Source organism: Luteolibacter sp. SL250, from assembly GCF_026625605.1.
Taxonomy (GTDB): domain Bacteria; phylum Verrucomicrobiota; class Verrucomicrobiia; order Verrucomicrobiales; family Akkermansiaceae; genus Luteolibacter.
Map to the genome: position 1 here is coordinate 586735 of NZ_CP113054.1, position 21625 is coordinate 608359.

Consider the following 21625-nt stretch of genomic DNA (forward strand, 5'->3'; position numbering starts at 1 on the left):
GAAGGCCCAAAGTCTTGGTCAGCCGATGGTCACCTTCCCCTCCGTATCCCGGCGGAAGGTGTGGAGGAGATTGCCTTTCTCATCGATGAACCGGGTGGTCACAGCCTTGCGGTCCACATGGATGTGGTTGAAGCCGAGCTGGGCGCGGGCGAAGCCACGGTCCGTTTCCTTCACCTCGTGCAGCGCGCGGCCACCGCCACCGGAGACGATGAAGCTGGTCTCATAGCCCTCCACCTCCAGGTGTTGGAGGGTATGGTCATGCCCTGCGATGCTGTGGGAGATTTTATGCTTCTTCAGAAGCGGACCCCATTCGGCGATGAGCTTCTCGTTGTCCCTGCGCTTGCTGCTGGAGGTGAACAGCGGGAAATGGTTCACCAGCCATGTCCACGGGGCAGTGGTCTTCCGTTCCAGCTCATTTTCGAGGAACTCCTTCTGGGCCATCTGTTCCTCCTTGGTGATGATGGGATTCCCGTCGAGGACGATCATCCGCACCAGTGGTCCGGTGGCGTCCCTGAATTCCTGGACATACCATTTCGCCGGGAGCTTCCAGCGGGACTTCGGATTCTCCGCGGCATACCTGAGCTGCCAGTCCGCCTTGGTGAGCTGCGGCTTCTCTTTGCCGACGTGCTCGTAGTCGTGGTTGCCCAGGCAAGCGTAGAAATTGCAGCCCAGCGTCTTCTCCGGATACATCTCCTCGAAGCCGGTCCTGAACCGGTCCATGGTGAACTTGCCGTAGAAGTTGTCGCCCAGCGCCAGCACGCCAGCGAGCGGCGCGTTGAGGTCCTTTGCGAATGCGGACATCTGGTTGGCAACGTCGATCTGCTCCTTGTTGGCGGAGCCGAAGTCGCCGAAGGCCAGCAGATGGATGCCACCGGGCTTCGCGGGGAAAGCCCCGGGCTGCGCGCCCGCGCGGGACAACAGGTTCCCGGCGATGACGGCCGAACTGAAGCAGATGGTCTTCCGGATGGCGTCTCGCCGGGTGATGTTCATGGCGGTGGGTTGTACGACTTACTTCGGCTGGGTGATCAGCGGGAAGTCGTCCGTGCGGAACGGAGTCAGCGGCAGGCCTTCCTGGCTGAAGATGTTGCAGACGGGATTGTCCGCCCACGCGTAGCGCACGGCCACCGGATTCGGCACCTTCGCGCTGCTGACGATGATGTTGGTCTTCACCGCACCGGGCGCGAACTTCGCATCCGCCCAGACCCACTTCTTGTCTTCGCCGCAGATGGCGAAGCCTTTCAGCTCGTTCACATCCACCGTGCGGAGACCGGCTCCGGAGCCGATGTGGTCGATGGTTACGTTCACCTTGCCGTCCTTGATCTCATGGCCCTTGTACTCCGGGCTGCGGTGCGGGATGTCCTTGATGCCGTAGTCCTTCACCAGCGCCCAGCGGGCCAGGCGCTCCGCCACGTCACGCTTGTTGCGCGGGTGGATGTCGTTCGCCTCGCCGAGGTCGATGATGACGGCCTGTCCGGTGTTTTTCAGGGTGTTCATCGTCTTCGTCTGGGACTCGCGAAGTTCGGCCCACGCGCTGTCGCCCGGCTCCGGCTTTTCCGCCATGTAGTCGGCCAGTTGGACGAAGTAGAAGGGGAAATCACCTTGTTTCCAGTCCTTGCGCCACTCGGAGATCATGAGGGTCATCAGCTCGTTGTACTGGTAGGCGCGTCCGGCGTTGGACTCACCCTGGTACCAGATGGCGCCCTTGATGCCGTAGCCGATGATGGGGTTGAGGCAGCCGGCGTAGAGGTTGCCCGGGCGGCCCTGGCCCTTCAGTTGGTTCTGCGGCGCGCGCGGTGCGGCGGGTGGATCTTCACCGGCTGCCTTCGCGGCATCCCGCTTCGCTTCCCATGCCTTCTTCTGCTCGTTGTACTTCGCGACGGCTTCGTCGTGGTTGTAGGTCGCCTCGATCTTTTTCCAGTTGTCCATCACCGCCTTGAAGCGCGGGTCCGCGTCGATCACGTCGCGCTTCACCCATGCTTCCGCAGCGGAGCCGCCCCAGGCGTTGTCGATCAAGCCCACCGGTACATCCAGGATCTTCTGGAGCAGGTTGCCGTAGAAATACCCGACCGCGGAGAACTCCGGCACGCTGTCCGGACCGGCGACTGACCAGTTGCCCTTGAAGTCATCCTGCAGTTCCTGGGTGCCCACGTTCGGCACGGAAATGAGGCGCAGGTTGCCGTTCTTCGAGGCCAGCTTCTCCAGGTCGGAGTCCCAGCACATGCGCACCGTCCAGCCCATGTTCGACTGGCCGGAGCAGAGCCACACCTCACCGACGAGCACGTTCTTCACCTCCGCGGAGGTGGTGCCCTTGAAGGTCATGGTGGCGGGCGTGGCGTTCGCGGGCAGCGCGTCCAAGGAGACGGTCCATTTGCCCTTGTCGTCGGCCTTCGCCTTCTTCGTCTGGTTGCCGAAGGTGACGGTCACCTCCGTGCCGGGGGTGTCCCAGCCCCAGATGGGGTTGGCCTGCTTCTGCTGCAGGACCATGTTGTCACCGATGATGGCGGGCAGTTTCAGCTCGGCGTGCGCCGCCAGGGCGGACGCGAGCAACAGCGTGGGGATGGTTTTAGTCATGGGATTCGGAAAATCAGGGGAAAAGGAAAACGCCGGTGCGGGACCGGCGCTTTCCATGAGGGATCAGGCGTTGATGACCTTCTTGAGCTGGCCCATCTGGGCGGCGAAGCGCTCATGCACGTAGGTCATGGCCTTCTTCACCTTGGCCTCCGCGGCGGGGTAATCCTTGTGGATGCCCATCAGGATCTCGAACATCTTCGAGGCCGGCGTGGCATCGAACTCCGGCGCCCATTCCTCCAGGCCGATGTCCTTGAACATCCAGCATTTCGGCGAGTGGAACTCGGAGAAGGTGTGCATCATCGGCGTGCCCATCGCCAGCGCCATGATCGGCGTGTGCGGCTCATGGCAGATCACGGTGTGCGCGCGGGCGTAGAAGGAGCACGCCTCGTCCACGTTCCAGAACTCGTCGAAGTTGACGACGTGCTTCTTCAGGTCATCCGGCAGGGTGTCATAGATGAACTGCTTGTTGTACTGCATCTCCTTGTAGACCTCCGGGGCGATGACCACCTTGTAGCCGGTCTCCTTCACCCACATGGCGATGAGGTCCTGGTAGACCTTCGCGCGGCGCTTGTCGTCCGCGATGTTCTCCGGGGTCGGGTTCAGCGGGTTGAGCTTCTGCGGCCGCTTGTCGTCCACGCCGGGGCTGGTGGGCGTGTGGGTGCGGAGCTGGATGGTGATGAACTTCTTCGGCTCCAGGCCGTGCTTCGCCAGCCGGGCGAGCGCCTTCTCCTCGTCGCGGACGTCGATGCCGAAGCAGCCGTCCGGACAGAACTCCATGACGGGCGGCTTCACGCCGTTGTCCTGGAGGGTTTTGAGTGTCTTCGTGTCACGGCAGTAGATGAAGGAGGCGCTGTTGAGCAGCGCGACGCGTGCTTCCGCTCCGTCGCCGGTGACCATGTCCGGGAAATACGACTGACCCTGCAGGCCCCATGGCTTGCCGATCTTGTTGCAGTATTTCATGAAGTCGGTGGACTGGCCCATGCCCGGTCCGCGCATGAAGAAGTCAGCGCGCGCGATTGCCTTCTGGACCGCGCCGTCCTTTTCGGAGAGGGAACCTTTCACGATCTCCACCTTCGGGAAACGCTTCGCCAACATGGCGTCCACCTCCTTGTTCGTGTGGGCCGCCCACAGGATGACCTTCGCCTCCGGCAGATACTTTTCGATCGCGGCCAGGGTTCCGGGCGTGTGACCGATGTCACCGATGTTCTTGGTCGCCCAGGCGCTGTGCAGCAGCACGGTTTTCTGGGCGTTGCCGGCTTGGGCGCCAGCGATGGAGGGCAGGGATGCCGCACCGAGGGCGAGACCGGAGGTTTTGAGGAAACTGCGTCTTGAGGTCATTTTTTGGAATGGGATTGAACGGGGAATAGAAGAAGAATCTTCCAGAAAAGTGAATGTCGCCGGACGGCGGATGGTCACATTTTCATTTCGCGGAAACCCGCTTGATGAAGGCGGCCGCGGCGGGCATGGAGCCCTTGCCGACCGTACCGTGGTCGAAGCCCGGCAGTTCATGGAACTCCGCGTCCGGGTGGCCCAGGTTCTTCAGAGTGATGTGGAACAGGTCGTTCTCCTCCACGCGGGACTTGTATTCGATCTTCCGGTCGCCGGTGATCAGGCAGATCGGCGGCAGGTTCTTCGAGGCGAAGTAAAGCGGCGCGAACTCGTCGATCAACGGACGCAGCGCCTCACCTGCATCCCCGCGCAACTTCTTCACGTGGAAGTGGGTCGTCACCTGCGCGCTCACCGGGATGATGCCGGCCAGCGATTGGTTGGAAATCTGGTGGGCCGCCAGCCACTTCGGGTCCATGCCCACCATCAGCGCCAGGTAGCCCCCGGCCGAGTGGCCGGAAATGAAGATCTTCTCCCGGTTCCCGCCGTACTCCGCGGCATGGCGGAAAACCCACGCCGTTGCGGCGGCGGCATCCTCCAGGAAGCAGGGGAACTTCCCGGGTGGGTCGAAGCGGTAGCTGGCGGTGACCACCACCACATTTTCATCCGGCAGGGCCGGAGACCCGCGCTTGCCCGAGGTGAGGCCGCCCCCGTGGAACCAGATCAGCACCGGCAGGTCCTTCGCCCCCGCCGGACGGCGGATGTCCAGCATGCACTGCGTCTTCTGGTAGTCATCCGCCTTTTCCAGCGCGGTGCCCTCCAGGTAGGAGATGGCCTTGTCCATGACCGGCTGGGCATGGGCGAACGTGGCCGCGGCCACGAAAAGGAGGAGCAGGGTTTTCACTGCCTGCCAGTTGAGGGGAGCGGCCCCGGCGCGTCAAGCGGGCGGAAAAAGGGGCAGGACTGGCCCGGCTGTTCGGGCACATCCTTTACACCTCAGTCCGCCAGCAGGTTCAGCCGGTAGAACCGCTGCGGGGTGGCCGGATGCGCGCCCGGATCCGTGATCTGGATGGTCCCGCCCGTGCCGATGACTGGATCACCCAGCGGCGTCCACGGCGGGGTCAGCGTGTCGCTCCACTCGATCTGGTAGCGGCGCTCCACATTCGTGGGAACGCCCAGGACGAGATCCGTGCCAGACCACTGGACGGAGGCGATGGCGAGATGGCTGCCGCCCGACTTCGGGTCCGTCCAACTGCGGAACTCCACCAGGTTGTTGAAACCATCCCCGTCCGGATCATCCGTGGCGGCCTGAGCCAGCCCGCCCAGCCTCTCCGTCTCCCACCAGTCCGGCAGGCCGTCGTTGTCCGTATCGATCATCTTCAGCAGGTCCAACCTGCCGCCCCTGATCGTCCTCCCGGCCAGCGCGGGTACGGCGGTGGTGTGGTCCAGGATCCGGGAGATCCGTGCGGCCATCGTTTCCGCAGGGAAATTCCGCGCCGCAAAGGCGACCGCCGCGCTCACGTGGGGTGTCGCCATCGATGTCCCGCTGATGAACCGGTAGGCCACGGAGGGATGCGGGGCGTTCACCAGATTCCCCGTGGCAGGGAGGGAGGCCAGGATGGCATTTCCTGTCGCCTGCGTCACCTGCAGGGTCGGCAGCCAGTCACCGGCGGTTCCCAGAGTCCAGCCTCCCGTGTCGTCCACATTGTTGTAGATGATGACGGCCACCGCACCGGCGGCCCTTGCCCGCGTCGCCTTGTCCGCGAAGGTGTTGTTGCCCCTCTGGATGAGGGCGATGTTTCCGCTGACGGCGGGGGGAAAGGCGGCATTGATCTCGCCGGTGCCGCAGTGGTGGATCGTGCGCGTCAGGCCGGACAGCGGGGTCAGCCCGGAAAACTCGATCTCGGCCGCGAGATGGGTCGTGGAACCGATGGTGACGGTGGAGAGCCTGCCTCCCAGCGCCAGTGGCACGGTCGAGTAGATGTCCGTGCCCGGCGCGGCCAGATCCACCGTCGTCGCCCCGTAGTTGGAAAAGCTGGAAAGCCCGTTCCGCGGGTCGATGGATGCCACGGTGATGATGTTCGGGAGCGAGTAGTTCGCCGGATACTGCGGGATCGCGTCGTTGTTGGTGGCGTCGTTGCCGGCCGCCGCGCACAGGATGATGCCCGCGTTCCCCAGCGCGGCGATGGCATTGTATTCCGCCGTGCTGGAGGAGAGGCCACCATAGGAAGCGTTGAACGCCACGACGTTCACGCCCCGTTGCTTCTGCGCCACCGCGTAGTTGCACGCCGCGATGATGGCGGAGGTGGACATATGGTCGCCGTCCGTGGACAGCTTCATCGGCAGGATCTTCGCCCGGAACTGCAGGCCGATCACGCCTTGGCCGTTCTTTCCCGTGGCGGCGACGGTGCCCGCCACATGCGTCCCGTGAAAGCCGGAGTCCGTCATCACCGCCGTGTTTCCTGCGAAGTCGTAGCCATGCACGTCATCCACGTAGCCGTTGCCATCGTCGTCGATGTCGTTGCCCGGGACCTCACCGGGGTTCGTCCACACGTTCGGCGCCAGGTCCGGGTGGGTGATGTCCACCCCGGTATCCGCCACGCACACCACGACATCCTGAGCGGACACCAGCGTGCGGGAAAGGTTCCATGCCTGGATGAAGCGCGTGTCCACCCCGCTGGTGCCCGCGCTCAGGTTCGCCACCTGTCCGGTGTTCTCCAGTCCCCACAGCTTCGGGAAATGCGGGTCATCCGGACGGATGAAGGAAACCTTCCGCAGGTAGTTCGGCTCCGCCGTCTCCACGCTCGGGTCCGCCTTCAGTTCCGCGATCAGCGCGGCGGTCGTCCGGCTCTTGTCGCGCACCATCCCGTGCAGCTTCCCGCGCGCCGCGCCCACCCGGTCATAGGTCTCCGCCAGCCGCATCTTCCGTCCCGCCATCTTCGTGCGTGCGGACGCCTCCGGGACATCCGGGCGGAAGGTCACCAGCACCTCACCCTCCACGTAGGGATCTTCCGCCAAGGCCGTCACGGGAAAGGCGGCCGCCAGCAGCGGCAGACAGCGGAAAAGGATGGTCGCTTTGGCGCGCATGGCAGGGCGGATCCGGAGCATCTAACCTCCCGGATGCAGCGGACCTTGAGCCTTCCGTGATGTCATTACAATGACAATTGGATTTCTCAGGATTGCCAACCCGTAGCACCCGAATCCGTGTAATCCGTTAATCCATCAAATCCGTGGTCAAAAAATGTCCCTCAGCCCTGATACCCGCTCAGACCTGAAGGCATCCCATTTCAGTGAGCGGCAAAGATCCTGCCCCAATTTCTTAACATTCGCGTCTATTCGCGTTCATTCGCGGTTGAAAACCAGAAGCCGTCCCCGGATGCTCCCGCCGTGCCGCTGATCGAGCATTCCACCTACCGCGCCCCATGGTGGCTGCCGGGCGGCCACTTGCAGACCATTGTCCCCGCTCTTTTCCGGCGGGTGAAACCCGTCACCACCCTGCGGGAGCGGTTGGAACTGGACGACGGCGACTTCCTCGACCTCGCTTGGTCCGGGAAATCGTCGAGGCGGCTCGCCATCCTCTCCCACGGCCTGGAGGGCAGCAGCGATGCCGCCTACATCCAGAGCATGGCGCGCTCGCTCGTCGCCGCCGGGTGGGACGCCCTCGCGTGGAACTTCCGCGGCTGCGGCACGGAGCCGAACCGCCTGCTCTCCTTCTACCACAGCGGGGCCACGGAGGACCTGGACGCCGTCATCCGCCATGCCCTCGCCGTCCACCCGGCAGAGCAGATCGACCTCATCGGCTTCAGCCTCGGTGGCAATCTCACGTTGAAATACCTCGGCGAGCCGCGCGAACGCCCGGAGCAACTCCGCCGCGCCCTCGCCTTCTCCGTTCCGTGCGATCTCGCGGACTCCGCCCGCAAGCTGTCGGACCCCGCCAACCGCCTCTACATGCGGCGCTTCCTGCGCTCCCTCCGCACCAAGCTCCGCGTGAAGGAATCCCTTTTCCCCGGCTCCCTCGATCTCGCCGGGCTGGACCAGATCGCCGACTTCCTCCAGTTCGACGACCGCTTCACCGCCCCGCTCCACGGCTTCAGGAACGCGGAGGACTACTGGACCCGCAGCAGTTGCCGCCAGTTCCTGCCGCACATCCGCATCCCGACGTTGCTGGTGAATGCGCTCAACGATCCGTTCTTGGGGGAGAAGTGTTACCCGAGGGAGGAAGCACGGGAGAGCGAGTGGTTCTCACTGGAGACGCCGCAGGGTGGAGGGCATGTCAGTTTTCCAAGAAATAAATTTTCTTCCTTCACAATACAGCATTCTGAGAGATAGGGATAAGTCATTAGTAGAGTAATCATAGTGCTGATTATCAATTTCTAAACTTATCATAGAATCTCAAACCATGTTGCCTAATAAAATAATTTTGGTGGGGAGTGACTTTGGTTCATATAAAATTGAGGGTGAGGAGGATAATAATAAGTTCGGAAAACTAGAAAAGGTGAACATTTTTGTGGGTGAAAATAATTCGGGGAAAAGCCGATTTTTGAGATCCATATTGAAATCTGAACCTTTGATCATTGGTAGTGAAATTCACGATTCTGTTGTTCAGCTTCATAGGAAATTTCAAGCAGACTACCGAACCCTGATGGCTACCTATCAGTGCGCCGAAGTCCGAGAATGGACGGATACTATAAATAAACTTGAAGATGTTAGTGTAGCGCGAGAACAGGTTCAAATATCCACCTCACTAAGATCGGCGCTGAAAATGATCGGAAAAACGGAAAGCGCTTCTTTCAGACCTCACCAATTTAACTACAGCTATTCCGGAGTAGATATATTGAAGGGATTTAAGAAGCTCGCTTCCGAGGCTGAGAAGGAACTTGATAAGATTCTTATCAAGGAAAATTTTGTTTCAAAGAGATATTATGTACCGATTTTGCGAGGATTGAGGCCGATTGGAAGTCCTGGTTCTGACCCATATTGTGACGCTACACTGCAAGCATATGGAAAATCTAGCGATGTAAACATATTCACAGGCCAGAACCTTTACACAGAACTAAAAAGGCTACTGTTGGGCGATTTGGCGGAACGTAGGATAGTGGCTGATTTCCAGAATTTTGTTGGTGAGGTCTTTTTTGAGGGGCGCCCTGTCGCCCTTATTCCTAAATATAACTCAGAGGGTATAATTGATGTTAAGATAGGTGATGAGAAAGAATATCCAATTCATCACTTAGGGGATGGAATACAATCGATCATTATAATTGCATTCATAATGTTTCGTAATCGAGACATCAATCTGATGCTGGGAATAGAAGAGCCTGATCTTTTTTTGCATCCTGGCCTCCAGAGAATGCTGATGAAGTTATTTGTGAGCGAGAAGTTTCCCAATCATCAGATATTTTTCACCACTCATTCTAATCACATGTTAGATGTTACTCTGTCATCCGAGTATAGCATTTCTATATTTTCTTTTCAGAAATCCCTTCAAGTTGGCGAATCTCCTGAGCATGAAGCGAAATTCAATGTTTTTAACGTCAGCAATGAAGATTCCAGGCCCTTAGGGATCTTGGGTGTGAATAACTCTTCTGTGTTTTTGTCGAATTGCACAATTTGGGTAGAAGGGATTACGGATAGGAGATATATATCTAGATTTTTAAGTTTATATACGGAGGAGTTGAGGAGTGAGGCTGGGAAAAATGGAGGTGATCTTCCGAGGGTATATAAAGAAAATCTTCACTATTCTTTTGTGGAATATGCTGGTGCAAACATCACGCATTGGTCATTTCTTGATTCGATTGAAGATGCTATAATTGTAGAGAGGCTTTGTTCCAAGTTGTTCTTGATTGTTGATCGAGATACCGAAACAGGTAAGAAGGTTCAGCGTAGACAGGAGCTTCAAGATAAGTTAGGAGAAAGATTCTATTGTTTGATGGCTAAAGAAATTGAGAACGTCCTGTCGCTTGATACGATAAAAAAGGTAGTCTCATTCTACGAGAGAGGAGATTCCGATTTCACGGATACAAAAGCTGATCACTCCAACGTACCTTTGGGTTCCTTCATTGAGAAAAAGCTTTTGAAAGAAAAAAAGAGATCGGGATCGTATCAAGATGGCAACACGATATCAGACAAGTTAAAATTTTGTGATATTGCGCTGAAAAATCTAAATTCAATAGATGATATGACCGATGAGGCGAAGGCGCTATCTGAAAAATTATACAAATTTATTTCGGATAACAATAATTAAGCTACCGAATTTTTCGCTTCTACCATGAGCTTTAGCGACAGACGAAATTTTGTGAAATTCTCCGCTGCTGCGATTGCCGCCGGAGCAATAGGGAATTCTAAAGCAGATAGTCTGCGATCTGATCGCAGGAAGCTCTCAACCGGCATCCTCATCTGTGGCGGAGGCTGCGCGGGAACTGCCGCCGCTCTGGCAGCGGCCCGGTCCGGGGCGAAGGTCATCCTTGTTGAAAAGGCTCCCTTCGCCGGGGGCATCATCACCAGCGTGGGACTGCCGTATTTCGATGGCATCGCGGATATCAAAACGAAGCGGGTGGTGGTGAAGGGGATCGCGCTGGAGTTGCTTTCAAAGTCCGGCGTGTGCGCGGCGGATGCGAAGACGGTGAAGATCCACAACCCGACGATCCCGAACACTTTCGAGTTCAAGATCCTGCTGGATCGCCTGCTGCAGGAGCGGAAGGAGAACCTGACCGTGTTGTTCAACACCATGGTCTGCGGGGTTCACTCCGACGGCGGGCGGATCCGCAGCGTGACCGTGGCGAACAAGGACGGACTGACCGAGATCGAGGCGAAGACGGTGATCGACTGCAGCGGCGACGCGGATGTGGCGGCGTGGGCGGGCGCGCCGTTCGAGCAGAACAAGGAGGTCCAGCCGCTGACGCTGCACTTCCGGATCGGTCATGTGAAATCGACCGCGACCCTGGGCAAGGATTGCAAGGAAGCGCTGGCCAAGGCGCAGGCGGCGGGGGAGCTGCCGCACTACTACGGACCTGGTATCATGTTCCTTTTCGGCAAGGATGAGATCTACGTCCACGGCGTGCGTGTCCCGGCGGACCCGACCAATGCGGCGGACCTTTCCCGGGCGGAGATGCAGGGCCGGGCGGATGCCCACGCCATGTTCCGCGCCTGGAAGCGGGATGTGCCCGCGTTTTCCGAATCCTACTTCCTGGAGGCCTATCCGTGGATCGGCGTGCGGGAATCCCGCCGCATCACCGGACAGTATGTGCTCAACGAGGACGACCTGATGAAGGGCAACCGCTTCGACGACGCCATCGCCACCGGTTGCTGGTACCTGGACCTGCACCCGAACAAGACGACCGTCGGCAGCGCCAACGACTTCGCTCCGGAAAAGGTCCAGCCCGCGCCGTATGACATCCCCTACCGTTCGCTCCTGCCGCAGAAGATCGAGAACCTGCTGGTCGCGGGTCGCTGTCACTCCGCCACCCGCGGCGCGCATGCCTCCACCCGCGTGACCGTCACCGCCATGGCCATGGGCGAGGCCGCCGGTGTCGCCGCCAGCATGGCGGTGAAGGGAAACACCTCCGTCCAGGAGATCGACGGACAAAGAGTGAGGGAGGCCTTGGAGAAGGTCGGTGGCGGCCCCTTCACGGAGGGTTGAGCCGCCTATGATCGCTCAAATTGATGCAGAAGTTCAATCAACCACAGATGAACGCAGATGAACACGGATGAAAGAATCTGAGCCGAATCCTTTCTTCATCTGTGTCCATCTGCGTTCATCGGTGGTTGAAAGATCTTTTAGGCGCAGCCGTGCCGCTACGGCAGATGGGCGGGCGGAATGTGAGGGAGGGGGCTCCTTTACGGAGGAATGAACGGAGCGCGGACTTCAGTCCGCTTGGCTTCGCATGGCAGGATTCTCCGGGGCGGACTGAAGTCCGCGCTCCATCAAGAGACTCGCACCAAAACAAAAAGGGCGACTGGAGTGTCGCCCTTTGTCGGATCTCAGAGTCCCGAAGGATGCCGCATCACGTGGCCTTTGCCCGCGCGGGTCTGTGGCTTCCAGCGTGGGCCGGAGCGTCCGCCGGGGCCGCCGGTGTCCAGGCGCAGGCCGGCGACGGTCATGAAGACGTGGCCTTTCCGCGTGTAGACCGTGATCCAGTCGCCTTCGCCCTTCTTGCCGTAGTTGAAGTAGCCGCTGGAGGGCATGGAGCCTTTCAGCAGGCCGGCCTCACGGAGGACGTAGGAGACGGTTCCGGAGCAGTCGTAGCCGGTATCGTTCTTCTTCGCGTGGCCGCCGCCCCATTTGTAGGGCTTGTTCTGGAGGCGGTTGCCCGCGGCGATCGCGCGCTTCACGGCGTCCGGAGCCTTGCGCGGGGCGTAGGCCATGCCGTCCCTGAGCAGGGCGGTTTCGCCATGGCTGAAGCGGTAGGAGACAGGCTGCTTGGCCTTGACCTGGCTGGAGCAGGAAACGGCTCCGCCAACGAGGGGAAGTAGGGCGAGGAGTATCAGAAAGCGTTTCACGGCAGGGAAATTACTTAAATTGTTTTGTATCAGCAAATAATTTTTAAAAATTAATATCCAACCAAGCGGTAATTTGCGATAGAGCACGCGACCGATGGCTCAGGGTGTTTTTCACCGCGTCGCCCAGCTCGGAAAAGGTCCGGTCGTAACCCGTTGGGATGAAAAGGGGATCGTAGCCGAAGCCCTCGCTGCCGCGGGGTTCATCGATGATGTCGCCCTCCACCGCGCCGCTAAAGTTGGCGCGCTCCTTCCCGTCCTTTGCCAGGACCATCGTGCAGACAAAGCGGCCTCCGCGTTCGGTTTTTCCGGCCATCTCGGTCATCAGGCGGGCGTTGTTTTTCTCATTGTTCCCTTCCTCGCCGCCGTAGCTGGACGACCACACGCCGGGCGCGCCGCCGAGCGCGTCCACTTCCAGGCCCGAATCGTCGGACAGCACCCATCCGTCGATCAGGCGGCTGATGCCCTCCGCCTTCAGCCGGGCATTCTCCAGAAAGGTCGTTCCAGTCTCCTCGATCTCAGGGAATTCCGGAAATGCGGTCGCGTCCACCACCTCGAACCGTCCGCCCAGCATGGAACGGATTTCGGCGGTTTTATGGGCATTGCGGGTGGCGACGATGAGGCGCGGCGCGGCGGACAGCATGCCGCGTGGCTAGCGTCCCGGGCGCGGATGGCCAAGATTTTTTGAATAATATGGCCCTTTGCAACGCTATATAGGCACCATGAAAGCTGTCACCTGGCTTGCCGCGACCACCATGAGCCTCGCCGCTCTCACCTCCACCGCCTTTGCAAATACTTTGGAAGGTTGGTCCACCGACGTCGAGGCGGCGCTCGCTCTCGCGAAGAAGGAGAAAAAGGCCGTCCTGGTCGAGTTCACCGGCTCCGACTGGTGCCCTCCCTGCATCATCATGCGTAAAAACGTCTTCTCGAAGAAGGAGTTCGTCGAAAAGGCGTCGAAGGACTACGTGCTGGTGGAGGTCGATCTGCCGAAGGCGGACAAGGCGCTCGCCGCCCGCAACCAGATCGTCGCGGAGAAATACAAGATCGACGGCTTTCCGACCGTCGTCCTCCTGAACGGCGAGGGCAAGGAGTTCAGCCGCTTCTACGCGTCCGAGTATCCGGAGATGGACAAGTTCCTCGCCCACATCGACAAGAAGCTGGAGAGCAAGAACCTGGATTGATCCTCCCGGCAGGGCTGGCCCGGTCCCGGGCCGCCGAAGCTGGAGGGCAGGGAGGACGGCGGAGCTTTTCCCTCCATCGGACGTCACCTGCCCCGGGTCCGAAAGTGTCGGCACCCCTGACGGACGCAGCCCTTCCGTCGTTCCGGCGTTGCCTCCCGATATGGAGTGTCTTGGCCGCGGCGGGGTTTTGCTTCCCAAGTGGGGGCGGATTTCCCACAGTCCGCGACCTTTTCCCGCCATGTCCGACCGCCGCAAACCATTCCCATTCGACGAATTCGAGCCCAAGTGGCAGTCCCGCTGGGAATCTGAAAAGACCTTCCGCACGCCCGGACCGGGTGACGAGGGCTTCGATGCCAGCAAGCCGAAGTACTACGTGCTCGACATGTTCCCGTATCCCAGCGGCGCGGGCCTGCACGTCGGTCACCCGGAGGGCTACACCGCCACGGACATCATCGGCCGCTACAAGCGGAAGAACGGCTTCAACGTCCTGCATCCCATGGGCTACGACGCCTTTGGTCTGCCAGCCGAAGAGCATGCGCGGGCGACCGGTGAGCATCCCGCGATCAACACCGCCAACAACATCGCGAATTTCCGCCGCCAACTGAAGTCACTGGGCTTTGCCTACGACTGGGAACGCGAGATCGCTACCACCGATCCAGAATACGTCCGGTGGACCCAATGGATTTTCCTGCAACTGTATTCGTCTTACTTCGATGAGGAGTCCGGCAAGGCAAAGAATGTTTCTGAGCTGGAAGCCAAAGGTTGGACCCGTGAGCAGATCGACGAGGTCCGCTTGGCATACGTTGCCAATACCCCGGTCTGGTGGTCTCCAACGCTCGGCACCGTGCTGGCCAATGAAGAGGTGGAAGAATGGAAAGGCAAAAACCACGTGGTGGAGCGCCGTCCGCTTCGCCAGTGGATGCTGCGCATCACCAAGTACGCCCAGCGCCTGATCGACGAGCTGGACACGCTCGACTGGCCGGATGGCATCAAGCTGCTGCAGAAGAATTGGATCGGCCGCAGCGAGGGCGCGGAAGTGAAGTTCGATGTCGGTGGCCGCGAGGTCGTCGTTTTCACCACCCGCCCGGACACCCTGTTCGGTGCCACCTACATGGTGCTGGCGCCGGAGCATCCTTTCGTTCCGGAAATCACCACCGCGGATCAGAAGGAAGCGGTCGAAGCCTACCAGAAAGCCATTTCATCCAAGTCCGACCTGGATCGCGGCGACCTGAACAAGGACAAGTCCGGCGTTTTCACCGGCGCCTATGCCACCAACCCGGTGAACGGCGAGAAGATCCCCGTGTGGATCGCGGACTACGTCATGATGGGCTACGGCACCGGCGCGATCATGGCCGTGCCCGCGCACGACGAGCGGGACTTTGAGTTTGCGACGAAGTTCAGCCTGCCGGTCATCCAGGTGGTCCAGCCATCGGATGATTCCGATTGGCAGGGCTACACCGCCCACGGCACCGCCGTGAACTCCGGCTTCCTCGACGGCCTGCCCACCGCCGAAGCCAAGGCGAAGATGATCGTCTGGCTGGGCGAGAACGGCAAAGGCACCAAGCGCGTGCAGTTCAAGCTGCGCGACTGGCTGTTCTCCCGCCAGCGTTACTGGGGCGAGCCGTTCCCGATCACCTGGAAGGACGGCAACCACCATGCCATCCCGGAAAGCGAGCTGCCGCTCCTGGCCCCGCCGCTGGAGGACTACAAGCCGAGCGGCACGCCGGATCCGCTGTTGAGCAAGGCAACCGCATGGGTCGAACTGCCGGACGGCTCACTGCGTGAAACCAACACCATGCCCCAGTGGGCGGGTTCGTGTTGGTACTACCTGCGCTACTGCGACCCGGGCAACACGGACCGCTTCATTTCCAAGGAAGCCGAGGACTACTGGACGGACGACAAGCCAGGCATGGTCGATCTCTACGTCGGTGGTACGGAACATGCCGTACTCCACCTGCTTTACGCCCGCTTCTGGCACAAGGTCCTGTTCGACCTCGGCCACGTCCGAACTCCGGAGCCGTTCCAGAAGCTGGTCAACCAGGGCCTGATCCTCGGTGAGGACGGGCAGAAGATGTCGAAGTCCCGCGGCAACGTGGTGAACCCTGACGACGTCGTGAAGGAATACGGCGCTGACGCGCTGCGCCTGTATGAGATGTTCATGGGCCCGCTGGAGCAGGTGAAGCCATGGCAGATGAAGGGTGTGGAGGGCGTCGCCCGATTCCTCGCCCGCGTCTGGCGCGTCGCCTTCGAGGAGACCGCGGAAGGCGGCTGGAACGTCTCGCCGAAGATCCAGGACGTGCCCTGCACGGACAAGGAACTGCTGCGCGTCGTCCACGAAACGATCAAGAAGGTCGGCGAGGACATCGAGAAGCTGAGCTTCAACACCGCCATCTCCCAGATGATGATCTGCACGAACGCCTTCACCCAGGTGGAGGTTGTGCCGCTGAAGGAGTTCACCCAGTTCCTCACTGTGCTGGACCCCTTCGCCCCGCACCTCGCGGAGGAGATCAATGCCCGCCTCGGCTCCACCGCCCAGCTTTCCGAGTTGCCATGGCCTGCCTACGATCCCGAAGCACTCGTCCGCAACGAGATCGAGATCGTCGTCCAGGTGAACGGCAAGCTGCGCGACCGCCTGAGCGTGTCGAAGGACGCGGACGAGGAAGCAGTGAAAGCCGTCGCCTTCGAAAGCGCGAAGGTGAAAGAGCACCTGGATGGCAAGACCATCCGCAAGGTCATCTACGTCCCGGGCAAGATCCTGAACGTCGTCGTCGGATAAAGGGGGCGCTTCACGGCAGCCAGTTCTTCTTCCACGCCCACCAGATGACGGCACCGGCAAGCCCGCCGCCCAGGTGGGCGAGGGCGGAGACGGTGCCGTTCAGGAAGATCTGCTGGTGCAGCAGGACGAACTGGAGAGCGAAGTAGAGGATGATGAAAGCCTTCACCGACATGCCGCGGGCGACAAACCCGCGGCCAAAGAGCAGCGTGCTCGCATTCACGATCCAGCCGAAGGGAAGCCACAGGATCCGGGCGTGGGGGAACAGCAGGGCGTAGAAGGTGACAACACCGAACACCCCGCCGCTGGCCCCGATGAGCGGGTGCACGTTCGCGAGACCGTGGAGGAAGGCTCCGGTGACGGACGAGGCGAAGAACAGACCCACGGTCCGCCTGCGGCCGAAGCGGCATTCCACGTTGTTGCCGAAGATGAGGAGGAAGTAGAGATTGCCCGCCAAGTGGAGCGGATCCGCGTGGAGAAGCGTGTAGCCGAACGCTCCCAACCACCAGGCGAGGCCGGTGGATGATGGATGGAAGACCAGCGGCCGCCAGACGTCCGGATCCACCCAAAACACGATGCTGCAGAGCACCAGCAGGCCGGAAAAAATCCACGTGAACCACGGCTTTTTGACCGTGATCGTCTGGCGGATCTCGACGGGCATGCCGACGAGGAACAGCCCGTGGCGGAACCACTTGTTTTGGCTGGGGATGCGGTATCCTTCCGGGGGCAGCGACGGAGGGTTGCTCACGGCGGGAGGATGACCGGAACTTTTCCGCAGGGCAAGGCAGCCGGATAGGGATCAGGAATGGCGCAGGATCTCCAGCGGCGGATGATTGGACACCCCGCGGCTCAACCCCAGTCCACCGAGGATCGAAACCACGATCACGATGCCGAAGGTCGTGGCGATCAGGACAGGATCAGGCCATGGGGAAGTCTTGAAGACATACACCGCCAGTGCCGCGTTTGCGCCCGCCGCCAGCACCACGCCGGTCAGCGCGGAGAGGAACCCGAGCGTCGTGTACTCGATCGTCAGGATCGAGCGGACCTGCTTTGCGGACGCGCCCAGCGTGCGGAGCAGCACGCTTTCCTTCAGCCGGACGTCGCGTCCGTTGAGCAGCGTACCGATGACGATGGGCAGGCCGGCCAGCAGGGTGAAGCCACCGAGGATCGTCACGACGAGGGAGATTTTCGAAAGGATCTCCTGCACGGTTTCGAGGATCTGCGTGAGGTCGATGGGCGTGACGTTGGCATGTTCCCCGGCCAGCGCGCGCTGGAGTTTTCCGGAAGCCGCCGCATCCGGCGTGCGGGTGGTGACCACGTTGAATCCGGGCGCACCTTCCAGCGCACCGGGCGGGAAGATCATGAAGAAATTCAGGTTGAAGCGGCTCCAGTCCACCTTGCGGATGCTGGTGACCTTCGCCTCCACCGGAACCCCCTGCACGTCCAGCGTCACGGCGTCACCCAGGTTCACCCGCATGTCCTTGGCGACCTTTTCTTCCAGCGACAGCGGCACGGGTCCACCGGGCTCGGGGATGGTCTTGTGCCACTCCCCGGCGATGAGCTTTTCGGTCGGATTCAGGTAGTCGCGGTAGGTGGAGCGGAACTCACGGTTCGCCACCCATCGCGGCACGCCCTTCGCCTTGAGCGTGGGCACGCCACGGATGGCCTGCACGCGCATCGTCACCATCGGCGCATTCTCCAGCACCGGCAGTCCCTGGCCTTTCACCAGTGAAACGACGCCATCGACCTGGTCCGGCTGGACGTCGATCAGGTAAAGGTTCGGGTTCTCGGCGGAGTGCGTGATGCTCAGCCGCTGCTGCACCAGATTCCCGGCGAGCAGGATGGTGAGCAGCAGGAATGTGCCGAGGCCGAGCGAAAGCAGGAACAGCAGCGTTTGGTTGCCGGGCCGGTGGAGGTTGGAGATGCCCTGCCGCAGCAGGTAGGGCCACGACGGCCGGACGATGCGACGGGTGATCGCCATCAGCAGGCGTGCCACGCCGATGATGACGAGGAACGCCGCCGCCAGTCCGCCGATGAGCGCCAGCCCGCGTTTCCAGTCCGGGTCATTCGTGAAGGCCAGCAACGCCATCAGACCGGCGAGAAGCAGATACACGGGCAGCGTCCGCAGAGTGCCGCCGGTGAGCGTGGCACCGGAGCGCAGCGTCGCGGCGGGGGACACCTGCCGGATCTTCAGCAGCGGGATGAGGGCGAAGCCGCAGCAAACGGCGAATCCGGCCAGCCCCGTGCGCGCGACCACCACCCACTCCGGCGAAGGAGCCACGGAAATGGGCAGGCTGTCCTTGAACGCGGACAACACCCCGACCTGCAGCGCCACGCCGATGGCCGCCCCCAGTGCCGCCCCCAGCAGGCCGAGCGCCGCCGTCTGCGCGATGTAGATGGCGGAGGCGAGCTGCCCCGGCGCGCCCAGACAGCGCAGGATGGCCACCGTGGGGATACGGCGGTTCACATGGGACTGCACCGCGCCCGCCACGCCCAGCGCACCCAGCGCCAGCGATGACAGCGCGAGGATGCCGAGGAACCTTTGGAACAGATCCAGCGCGTCGCCCAGGTTCTCCTGCCGGTCTTCCGGCGTTTCCAGACGCCATGGTGTGCCGGGGAATTCCTTGCGGATATCGCGCTTGAGATCTTCTGCGGAAGGCACCACGGGGATCTCCAGATGGAGCTGGTGGGTCGCCATGCTGTTCGTTCCCAGCAGGCCGCTCTGCCGCAAGTCATCCAGACGGACGTAGGCCTCCGGGGCGAAGCCGCTGAACCGGCTGGGCCGCGGCGCACCTTTGTCGATCACACCCAGAACTTTCAGCCGCAGGCTGCCCAGCTTCACCTCGTCCCCCACCTTTGCCTGGAACTGGTCGAGCAATGCGGGCTCCACCAGCACGCCGGACCCTCCGGAAAGCCGCGCCCACGCATCCGCTGGCGTCGTCTCCACCTTTCCGTAGAACGGATAACCACCCTCCATCCCGCGCACCTGCACCAGCTTCGCGCCCCCTGCGGGGAAAATCATCATCGACGGAAATGCCGTTTCGCGGGCGATCCGCGTGGCCCGTCCGGACAGTCGCGCGATCGCATCCTCCGCGATGGGCGAGCGGGAGGACACCTGGAGGTCGGAGCCCAGCAGTTCCTTCGCCTGCGTGCCGATGCCGGTCTGCACGCTGGCTTTCAGAGAATGGATGGCCACCAGAGCGGCGATGCCGGAAACGATGGCCATCGAGAAAATCAGCAGGCGCACCCGCTGGGTGCGGCTGTCCCGCCACGCCATCTTCCAGGTCCACAGATGGAACAGCGCGCCGATGAGCGTGCCGGGCAGCGGACGGGGATCAGTCGATGGCATTTTGTTCCTCCGAGATGATGGTTCCGCCGCTCATCTTCACCACCCGGTGCGCCTTCGCCGCCAGCGCGGGATCATGGGTCACCAGCACCAGTGCGGTCCCGGCTTCCCGGTTCAGGCGCAGCAGCATCTCCACGATCGGGCCGCTCGTCTCCGCATCCAGGTTTCCCGTCGGTTCGTCCGCGAAGAGGATCTTCGGCCGGTGGATGAAGGCACGCGCCAGCGCCACGCGCTGCTGCTCCCCGCCGGAGAGTTGCAAAGGATAGTGGTCCAGCCGGTCGCCCAGTCCCACCTGTCGCAGCAGTTCCTCCGCCTCCTTCTGCCTTCCGCTTTCTCCGCGCAGCTCCAGTGGGACCAGCACGTTCTCCACCGCCGTCAGCGTGGGGATGAGCTGGAAGCTCTGGAAGACGAAGCCCACCAGCCGGTTCCGCAGTGCGGCCCGCGCATCCTGGGAGAGTTCGCCCAGCGCCTGTCCGTCCAGCTTCACCGTCCCGGCGGTGGCATCGTCCAGCCCGGCGCAGAGACCTAACAGGGTCGTCTTTCCGCTCCCTGACGGCCCGATGATCGCGAGCGTGTCGCCCTCCTCCAGGCTCAGATGGACGTCCCGCAGCACGGTCAGCTCATGGGAGGCGGTGCGGTGGACCTTTTTCAATCCATGGATCTCGAGGATGGGCGGTTTGACAGCCACGGGGGACGATTCTAGTCTGGCGGATGGCATGGATGAAATGGCTGGCGTTGGCGTTGCTGGTGGTGATCGGAACGGGCGCGGGAGTATCCACCGCAGCGGCGCAAAATGCAAACGGCGGAAAAAAGCGCCTCGTCGTCCTCGGTGACAGCATCACTGCCGGCTACGGCCTCGACGGCGGCACCTCGGAAGCCTATCCGGCCCTCATCCAGAAAAAGATCGATGACGCGGGCCTTGCCTGGACCGTCGCCAATGCCGGAGTCAGCGGTGACACCACCGCAGGCGGCCTGCGCCGGATCGACTGGGCGCTCGGAAAGGATGGTGCCGACGTCCTGCTCATCGCTCTCGGCGGCAACGACGGCCTGCGCGGCATCTCCCCGGAACAAACGGAGAAGAACCTGCTGGGCATCGTCGCCAAGGCGCGCGCGAAGAACCCGGCCATGAAGATCGCCATCGCCGGCATGCAGATGCCCGCCAACATGGGTCAGGACTACACCGACTCATTCAAGGCCGTGTTCCCGAAGGTGGCGGAGGCGGAGAAGGCTACCCTGATCCCTTTCCTGTTGGAAGGCGTCGGCGGTGATCCGGAGCTGAATCAGGACGACCGCATCCACCCCACCGCCGAGGGACAGAAGATCATCGCCGGTAACGTTTGGGAGAAATTGCAGACGCTCCTGTGACCGCCATTTGTTCCCCGGCGACTGCCGGGTTTTGCTGGAGTAGCTGAAATGGGCGCACTCCGCCGACCGCTTCAATGATGCACGAAATTGTTCCGTTCCGGTCCGGCCCGGAACAGGTCCTGCACCGAAGGTCGGAGCAGCACGATGAACGTGAAGACCCCCAGGATGGTGCCGAGCGGCATGTTCAGGCACGCCAGTCCGGCGACCACCAGGCAGAACACGGGATACTTCCTCGCGGAAACCCAGCGCGCGGTAAGCAGGCTGAGCGCGGCCATCGCGATGATGATGAGGAAAAACACCAACCCGAATCCGAAGAAAAATCCTCCCATCATCTGATCGGGAAACGGTCCTCCCGGAGGCGGGGTGGCACCCTTCGGCGACATCGGGATCTTTCCGCTCATGATCGCCCCGCCGATCCCCATGTAGAGCAGCGCGAAGAGCGAGAAAAACGCCGTGAGACCGGCATACACATAGAAGCCGATGGCAAGCATCCGCAGGTGGCTGGCATTCTGCATCATCTGGTAGGACGGCGGCTGCGGAGGGAGCGCGGGTGGGTTCATCGCCGGGATT

17 protein-coding genes are annotated in these 21625 nt (G+C 61.4%); 6 read left to right on the forward strand and 11 right to left on the reverse strand.

Going from position 1 to position 21625, the window contains the following annotated elements; genetic code table 11:
• Positions 1-18: 18 nt before the first annotated feature.
• From OVA24_RS02665 to OVA24_RS21335, 5 genes are all read right to left on the reverse strand, one after another.
• Positions 19-990: a metallophosphoesterase gene (locus tag OVA24_RS02665; RefSeq protein ID WP_267673259.1), complete on the reverse strand. Its 972-nt coding sequence runs from the start codon at positions 988-990 to the stop codon at positions 19-21.
• An 18-nt stretch (positions 991-1008) separates the two neighbouring features.
• Entirely contained in the window at positions 1009-2571 is a 1563-nt protein-coding gene (locus tag OVA24_RS02670) for a sialate O-acetylesterase (RefSeq protein WP_267673260.1), read from the reverse strand.
• Positions 2572-2634: 63 nt separating this feature from the next.
• Positions 2635-3909, reverse strand: a complete 1275-nt coding sequence (locus OVA24_RS02675; protein ID WP_267673262.1) for a polysaccharide pyruvyl transferase family protein — start codon at positions 3907-3909, stop codon at positions 2635-2637.
• Between the two features lie 82 nt (positions 3910-3991).
• Positions 3992-4801, reverse strand: coding sequence for an alpha/beta hydrolase (locus OVA24_RS02680; protein ID WP_267673264.1), 810 nt, complete (start codon positions 4799-4801; stop codon positions 3992-3994).
• Positions 4802-4893: 92 nt separating this feature from the next.
• Positions 4894-6984 carry a S8 family serine peptidase gene (locus tag OVA24_RS21335; RefSeq protein ID WP_324287884.1) on the reverse strand — a complete coding sequence of 697 codons (2091 nt, stop codon included), beginning with the start codon at positions 6982-6984 and terminating at the stop codon, positions 4894-4896.
• 300 nt (positions 6985-7284) lie between these two features.
• On the opposite strand from OVA24_RS21335, the gene OVA24_RS02695 reads away from it, so the two are divergent.
• The 3 genes from OVA24_RS02695 (at position 7285) to OVA24_RS02705 (ending at position 11533) form a co-directional block, all read left to right on the forward strand.
• A complete protein-coding gene (locus OVA24_RS02695; protein WP_267673266.1) occupies positions 7285-8226 on the forward strand; it encodes a YheT family hydrolase in 942 nt (313 codons plus the stop codon).
• A 70-nt stretch (positions 8227-8296) separates the two neighbouring features.
• Positions 8297-10138, forward strand: coding sequence for an AAA family ATPase (locus OVA24_RS02700; RefSeq protein ID WP_267673268.1), 1842 nt, complete (start codon positions 8297-8299; stop codon positions 10136-10138).
• A 24-nt stretch (positions 10139-10162) separates the two neighbouring features.
• Complete coding sequence (locus tag OVA24_RS02705; RefSeq protein WP_267673270.1) at positions 10163-11533, forward strand: FAD-dependent oxidoreductase; 1371 nt, start codon at positions 10163-10165, stop codon at positions 11531-11533.
• A 341-nt stretch (positions 11534-11874) separates the two neighbouring features.
• Here OVA24_RS02705 and OVA24_RS02710 read toward each other — a convergent pair whose 3' ends face one another.
• Together OVA24_RS02710 and rdgB are read right to left on the reverse strand one after the other, a co-directional pair.
• Complete coding sequence (locus OVA24_RS02710) at positions 11875-12393, reverse strand: NlpC/P60 family protein (protein WP_267673272.1); 519 nt, start codon at positions 12391-12393, stop codon at positions 11875-11877.
• Positions 12394-12436: 43 nt separating this feature from the next.
• Positions 12437-13033 carry an RdgB/HAM1 family non-canonical purine NTP pyrophosphatase gene (gene rdgB / locus OVA24_RS02715; protein WP_267673274.1) on the reverse strand — a complete coding sequence of 199 codons (597 nt, stop codon included), beginning with the start codon at positions 13031-13033 and terminating at the stop codon, positions 12437-12439.
• A gap of 79 nt (positions 13034-13112) precedes the next feature.
• Between rdgB and OVA24_RS02720 the strand changes: the two genes are divergently transcribed.
• Together OVA24_RS02720 and leuS are read left to right on the forward strand one after the other, a co-directional pair.
• A complete protein-coding gene (locus OVA24_RS02720; RefSeq protein WP_267673275.1) occupies positions 13113-13571 on the forward strand; it encodes a thioredoxin family protein in 459 nt (152 codons plus the stop codon).
• A gap of 238 nt (positions 13572-13809) precedes the next feature.
• Positions 13810-16347 (forward strand): leucine--tRNA ligase, encoded by a 2538-nt coding sequence (leuS, locus tag OVA24_RS02725; RefSeq protein ID WP_267673276.1) that lies wholly within the window; start codon positions 13810-13812, stop codon positions 16345-16347.
• A 10-nt stretch (positions 16348-16357) separates the two neighbouring features.
• Here leuS and OVA24_RS02730 read toward each other — a convergent pair whose 3' ends face one another.
• The 3 genes from OVA24_RS02730 to OVA24_RS02740 are packed head-to-tail and all read right to left on the reverse strand — an operon-like array spanning position 16358 to position 20360.
• Positions 16358-17092: a rhomboid family intramembrane serine protease gene (locus OVA24_RS02730; protein ID WP_267673278.1), complete on the reverse strand. Its 735-nt coding sequence runs from the start codon at positions 17090-17092 to the stop codon at positions 16358-16360.
• Between the two features lie 51 nt (positions 17093-17143).
• Positions 17144-19693: an ABC transporter permease gene (locus OVA24_RS02735; protein WP_267673279.1), complete on the reverse strand. Its 2550-nt coding sequence runs from the start codon at positions 19691-19693 to the stop codon at positions 17144-17146.
• Complete coding sequence (locus OVA24_RS02740; protein WP_345783432.1) at positions 19680-20360, reverse strand: ABC transporter ATP-binding protein; 681 nt, start codon at positions 20358-20360, stop codon at positions 19680-19682. Before OVA24_RS02740 ends, OVA24_RS02735 begins: the two co-directional genes overlap by 14 nt.
• Positions 20361-20401: 41 nt before the next feature.
• Here OVA24_RS02740 and OVA24_RS02745 point away from each other — a divergent pair, with 41 nt between their 5' ends.
• Positions 20402-21055 carry an arylesterase gene (locus tag OVA24_RS02745; RefSeq protein WP_267673283.1) on the forward strand — a complete coding sequence of 218 codons (654 nt, stop codon included), beginning with the start codon at positions 20402-20404 and terminating at the stop codon, positions 21053-21055.
• Positions 21056-21126: 71 nt separating this feature from the next.
• Here the strand turns inward: OVA24_RS02745 and OVA24_RS02750 are convergent, their stop codons facing one another.
• Positions 21127-21615, reverse strand: coding sequence for a hypothetical protein (locus tag OVA24_RS02750; protein WP_267673285.1), 489 nt, complete (start codon positions 21613-21615; stop codon positions 21127-21129).
• Positions 21616-21625: the final 10 nt, after the last annotated feature.

Excerpts from the sequence above, each read along its gene's own strand:
- OVA24_RS02735 (WP_267673279.1), bottom strand. The coding sequence starts at position 19,693 with ATGCCATCGACTGATCCCCGTCCGCTGCCCGGCACGCTCATCGGCGCG.
- OVA24_RS02670 (WP_267673260.1), bottom strand. The coding sequence starts at position 2,571 with ATGACTAAAACCATCCCCACGCTGTTGCTCGCGTCCGCCCTGGCGGCG.
- OVA24_RS02750 (WP_267673285.1), bottom strand. The coding sequence starts at position 21,615 with ATGAACCCACCCGCGCTCCCTCCGCAGCCGCCGTCCTACCAGATGATG.
- OVA24_RS02745 (WP_267673283.1), top strand. The coding sequence starts at position 20,402 with ATGGCATGGATGAAATGGCTGGCGTTGGCGTTGCTGGTGGTGATCGGA.
- OVA24_RS02700 (WP_267673268.1), top strand. The coding sequence starts at position 8,297 with ATGTTGCCTAATAAAATAATTTTGGTGGGGAGTGACTTTGGTTCATAT.
- leuS (WP_267673276.1), top strand. The coding sequence starts at position 13,810 with ATGTCCGACCGCCGCAAACCATTCCCATTCGACGAATTCGAGCCCAAG.
- OVA24_RS02665 (WP_267673259.1), bottom strand. The coding sequence starts at position 990 with ATGAACATCACCCGGCGAGACGCCATCCGGAAGACCATCTGCTTCAGT.
- OVA24_RS21335 (WP_324287884.1), bottom strand. The coding sequence starts at position 6,984 with ATGCGCGCCAAAGCGACCATCCTTTTCCGCTGTCTGCCGCTGCTGGCG.
- rdgB (WP_267673274.1), bottom strand. The coding sequence starts at position 13,033 with ATGCTGTCCGCCGCGCCGCGCCTCATCGTCGCCACCCGCAATGCCCAT.
- OVA24_RS02675 (WP_267673262.1), bottom strand. The coding sequence starts at position 3,909 with ATGACCTCAAGACGCAGTTTCCTCAAAACCTCCGGTCTCGCCCTCGGT.
- OVA24_RS02720 (WP_267673275.1), top strand. The coding sequence starts at position 13,113 with ATGAAAGCTGTCACCTGGCTTGCCGCGACCACCATGAGCCTCGCCGCT.
- OVA24_RS02705 (WP_267673270.1), top strand. The coding sequence starts at position 10,163 with ATGAGCTTTAGCGACAGACGAAATTTTGTGAAATTCTCCGCTGCTGCG.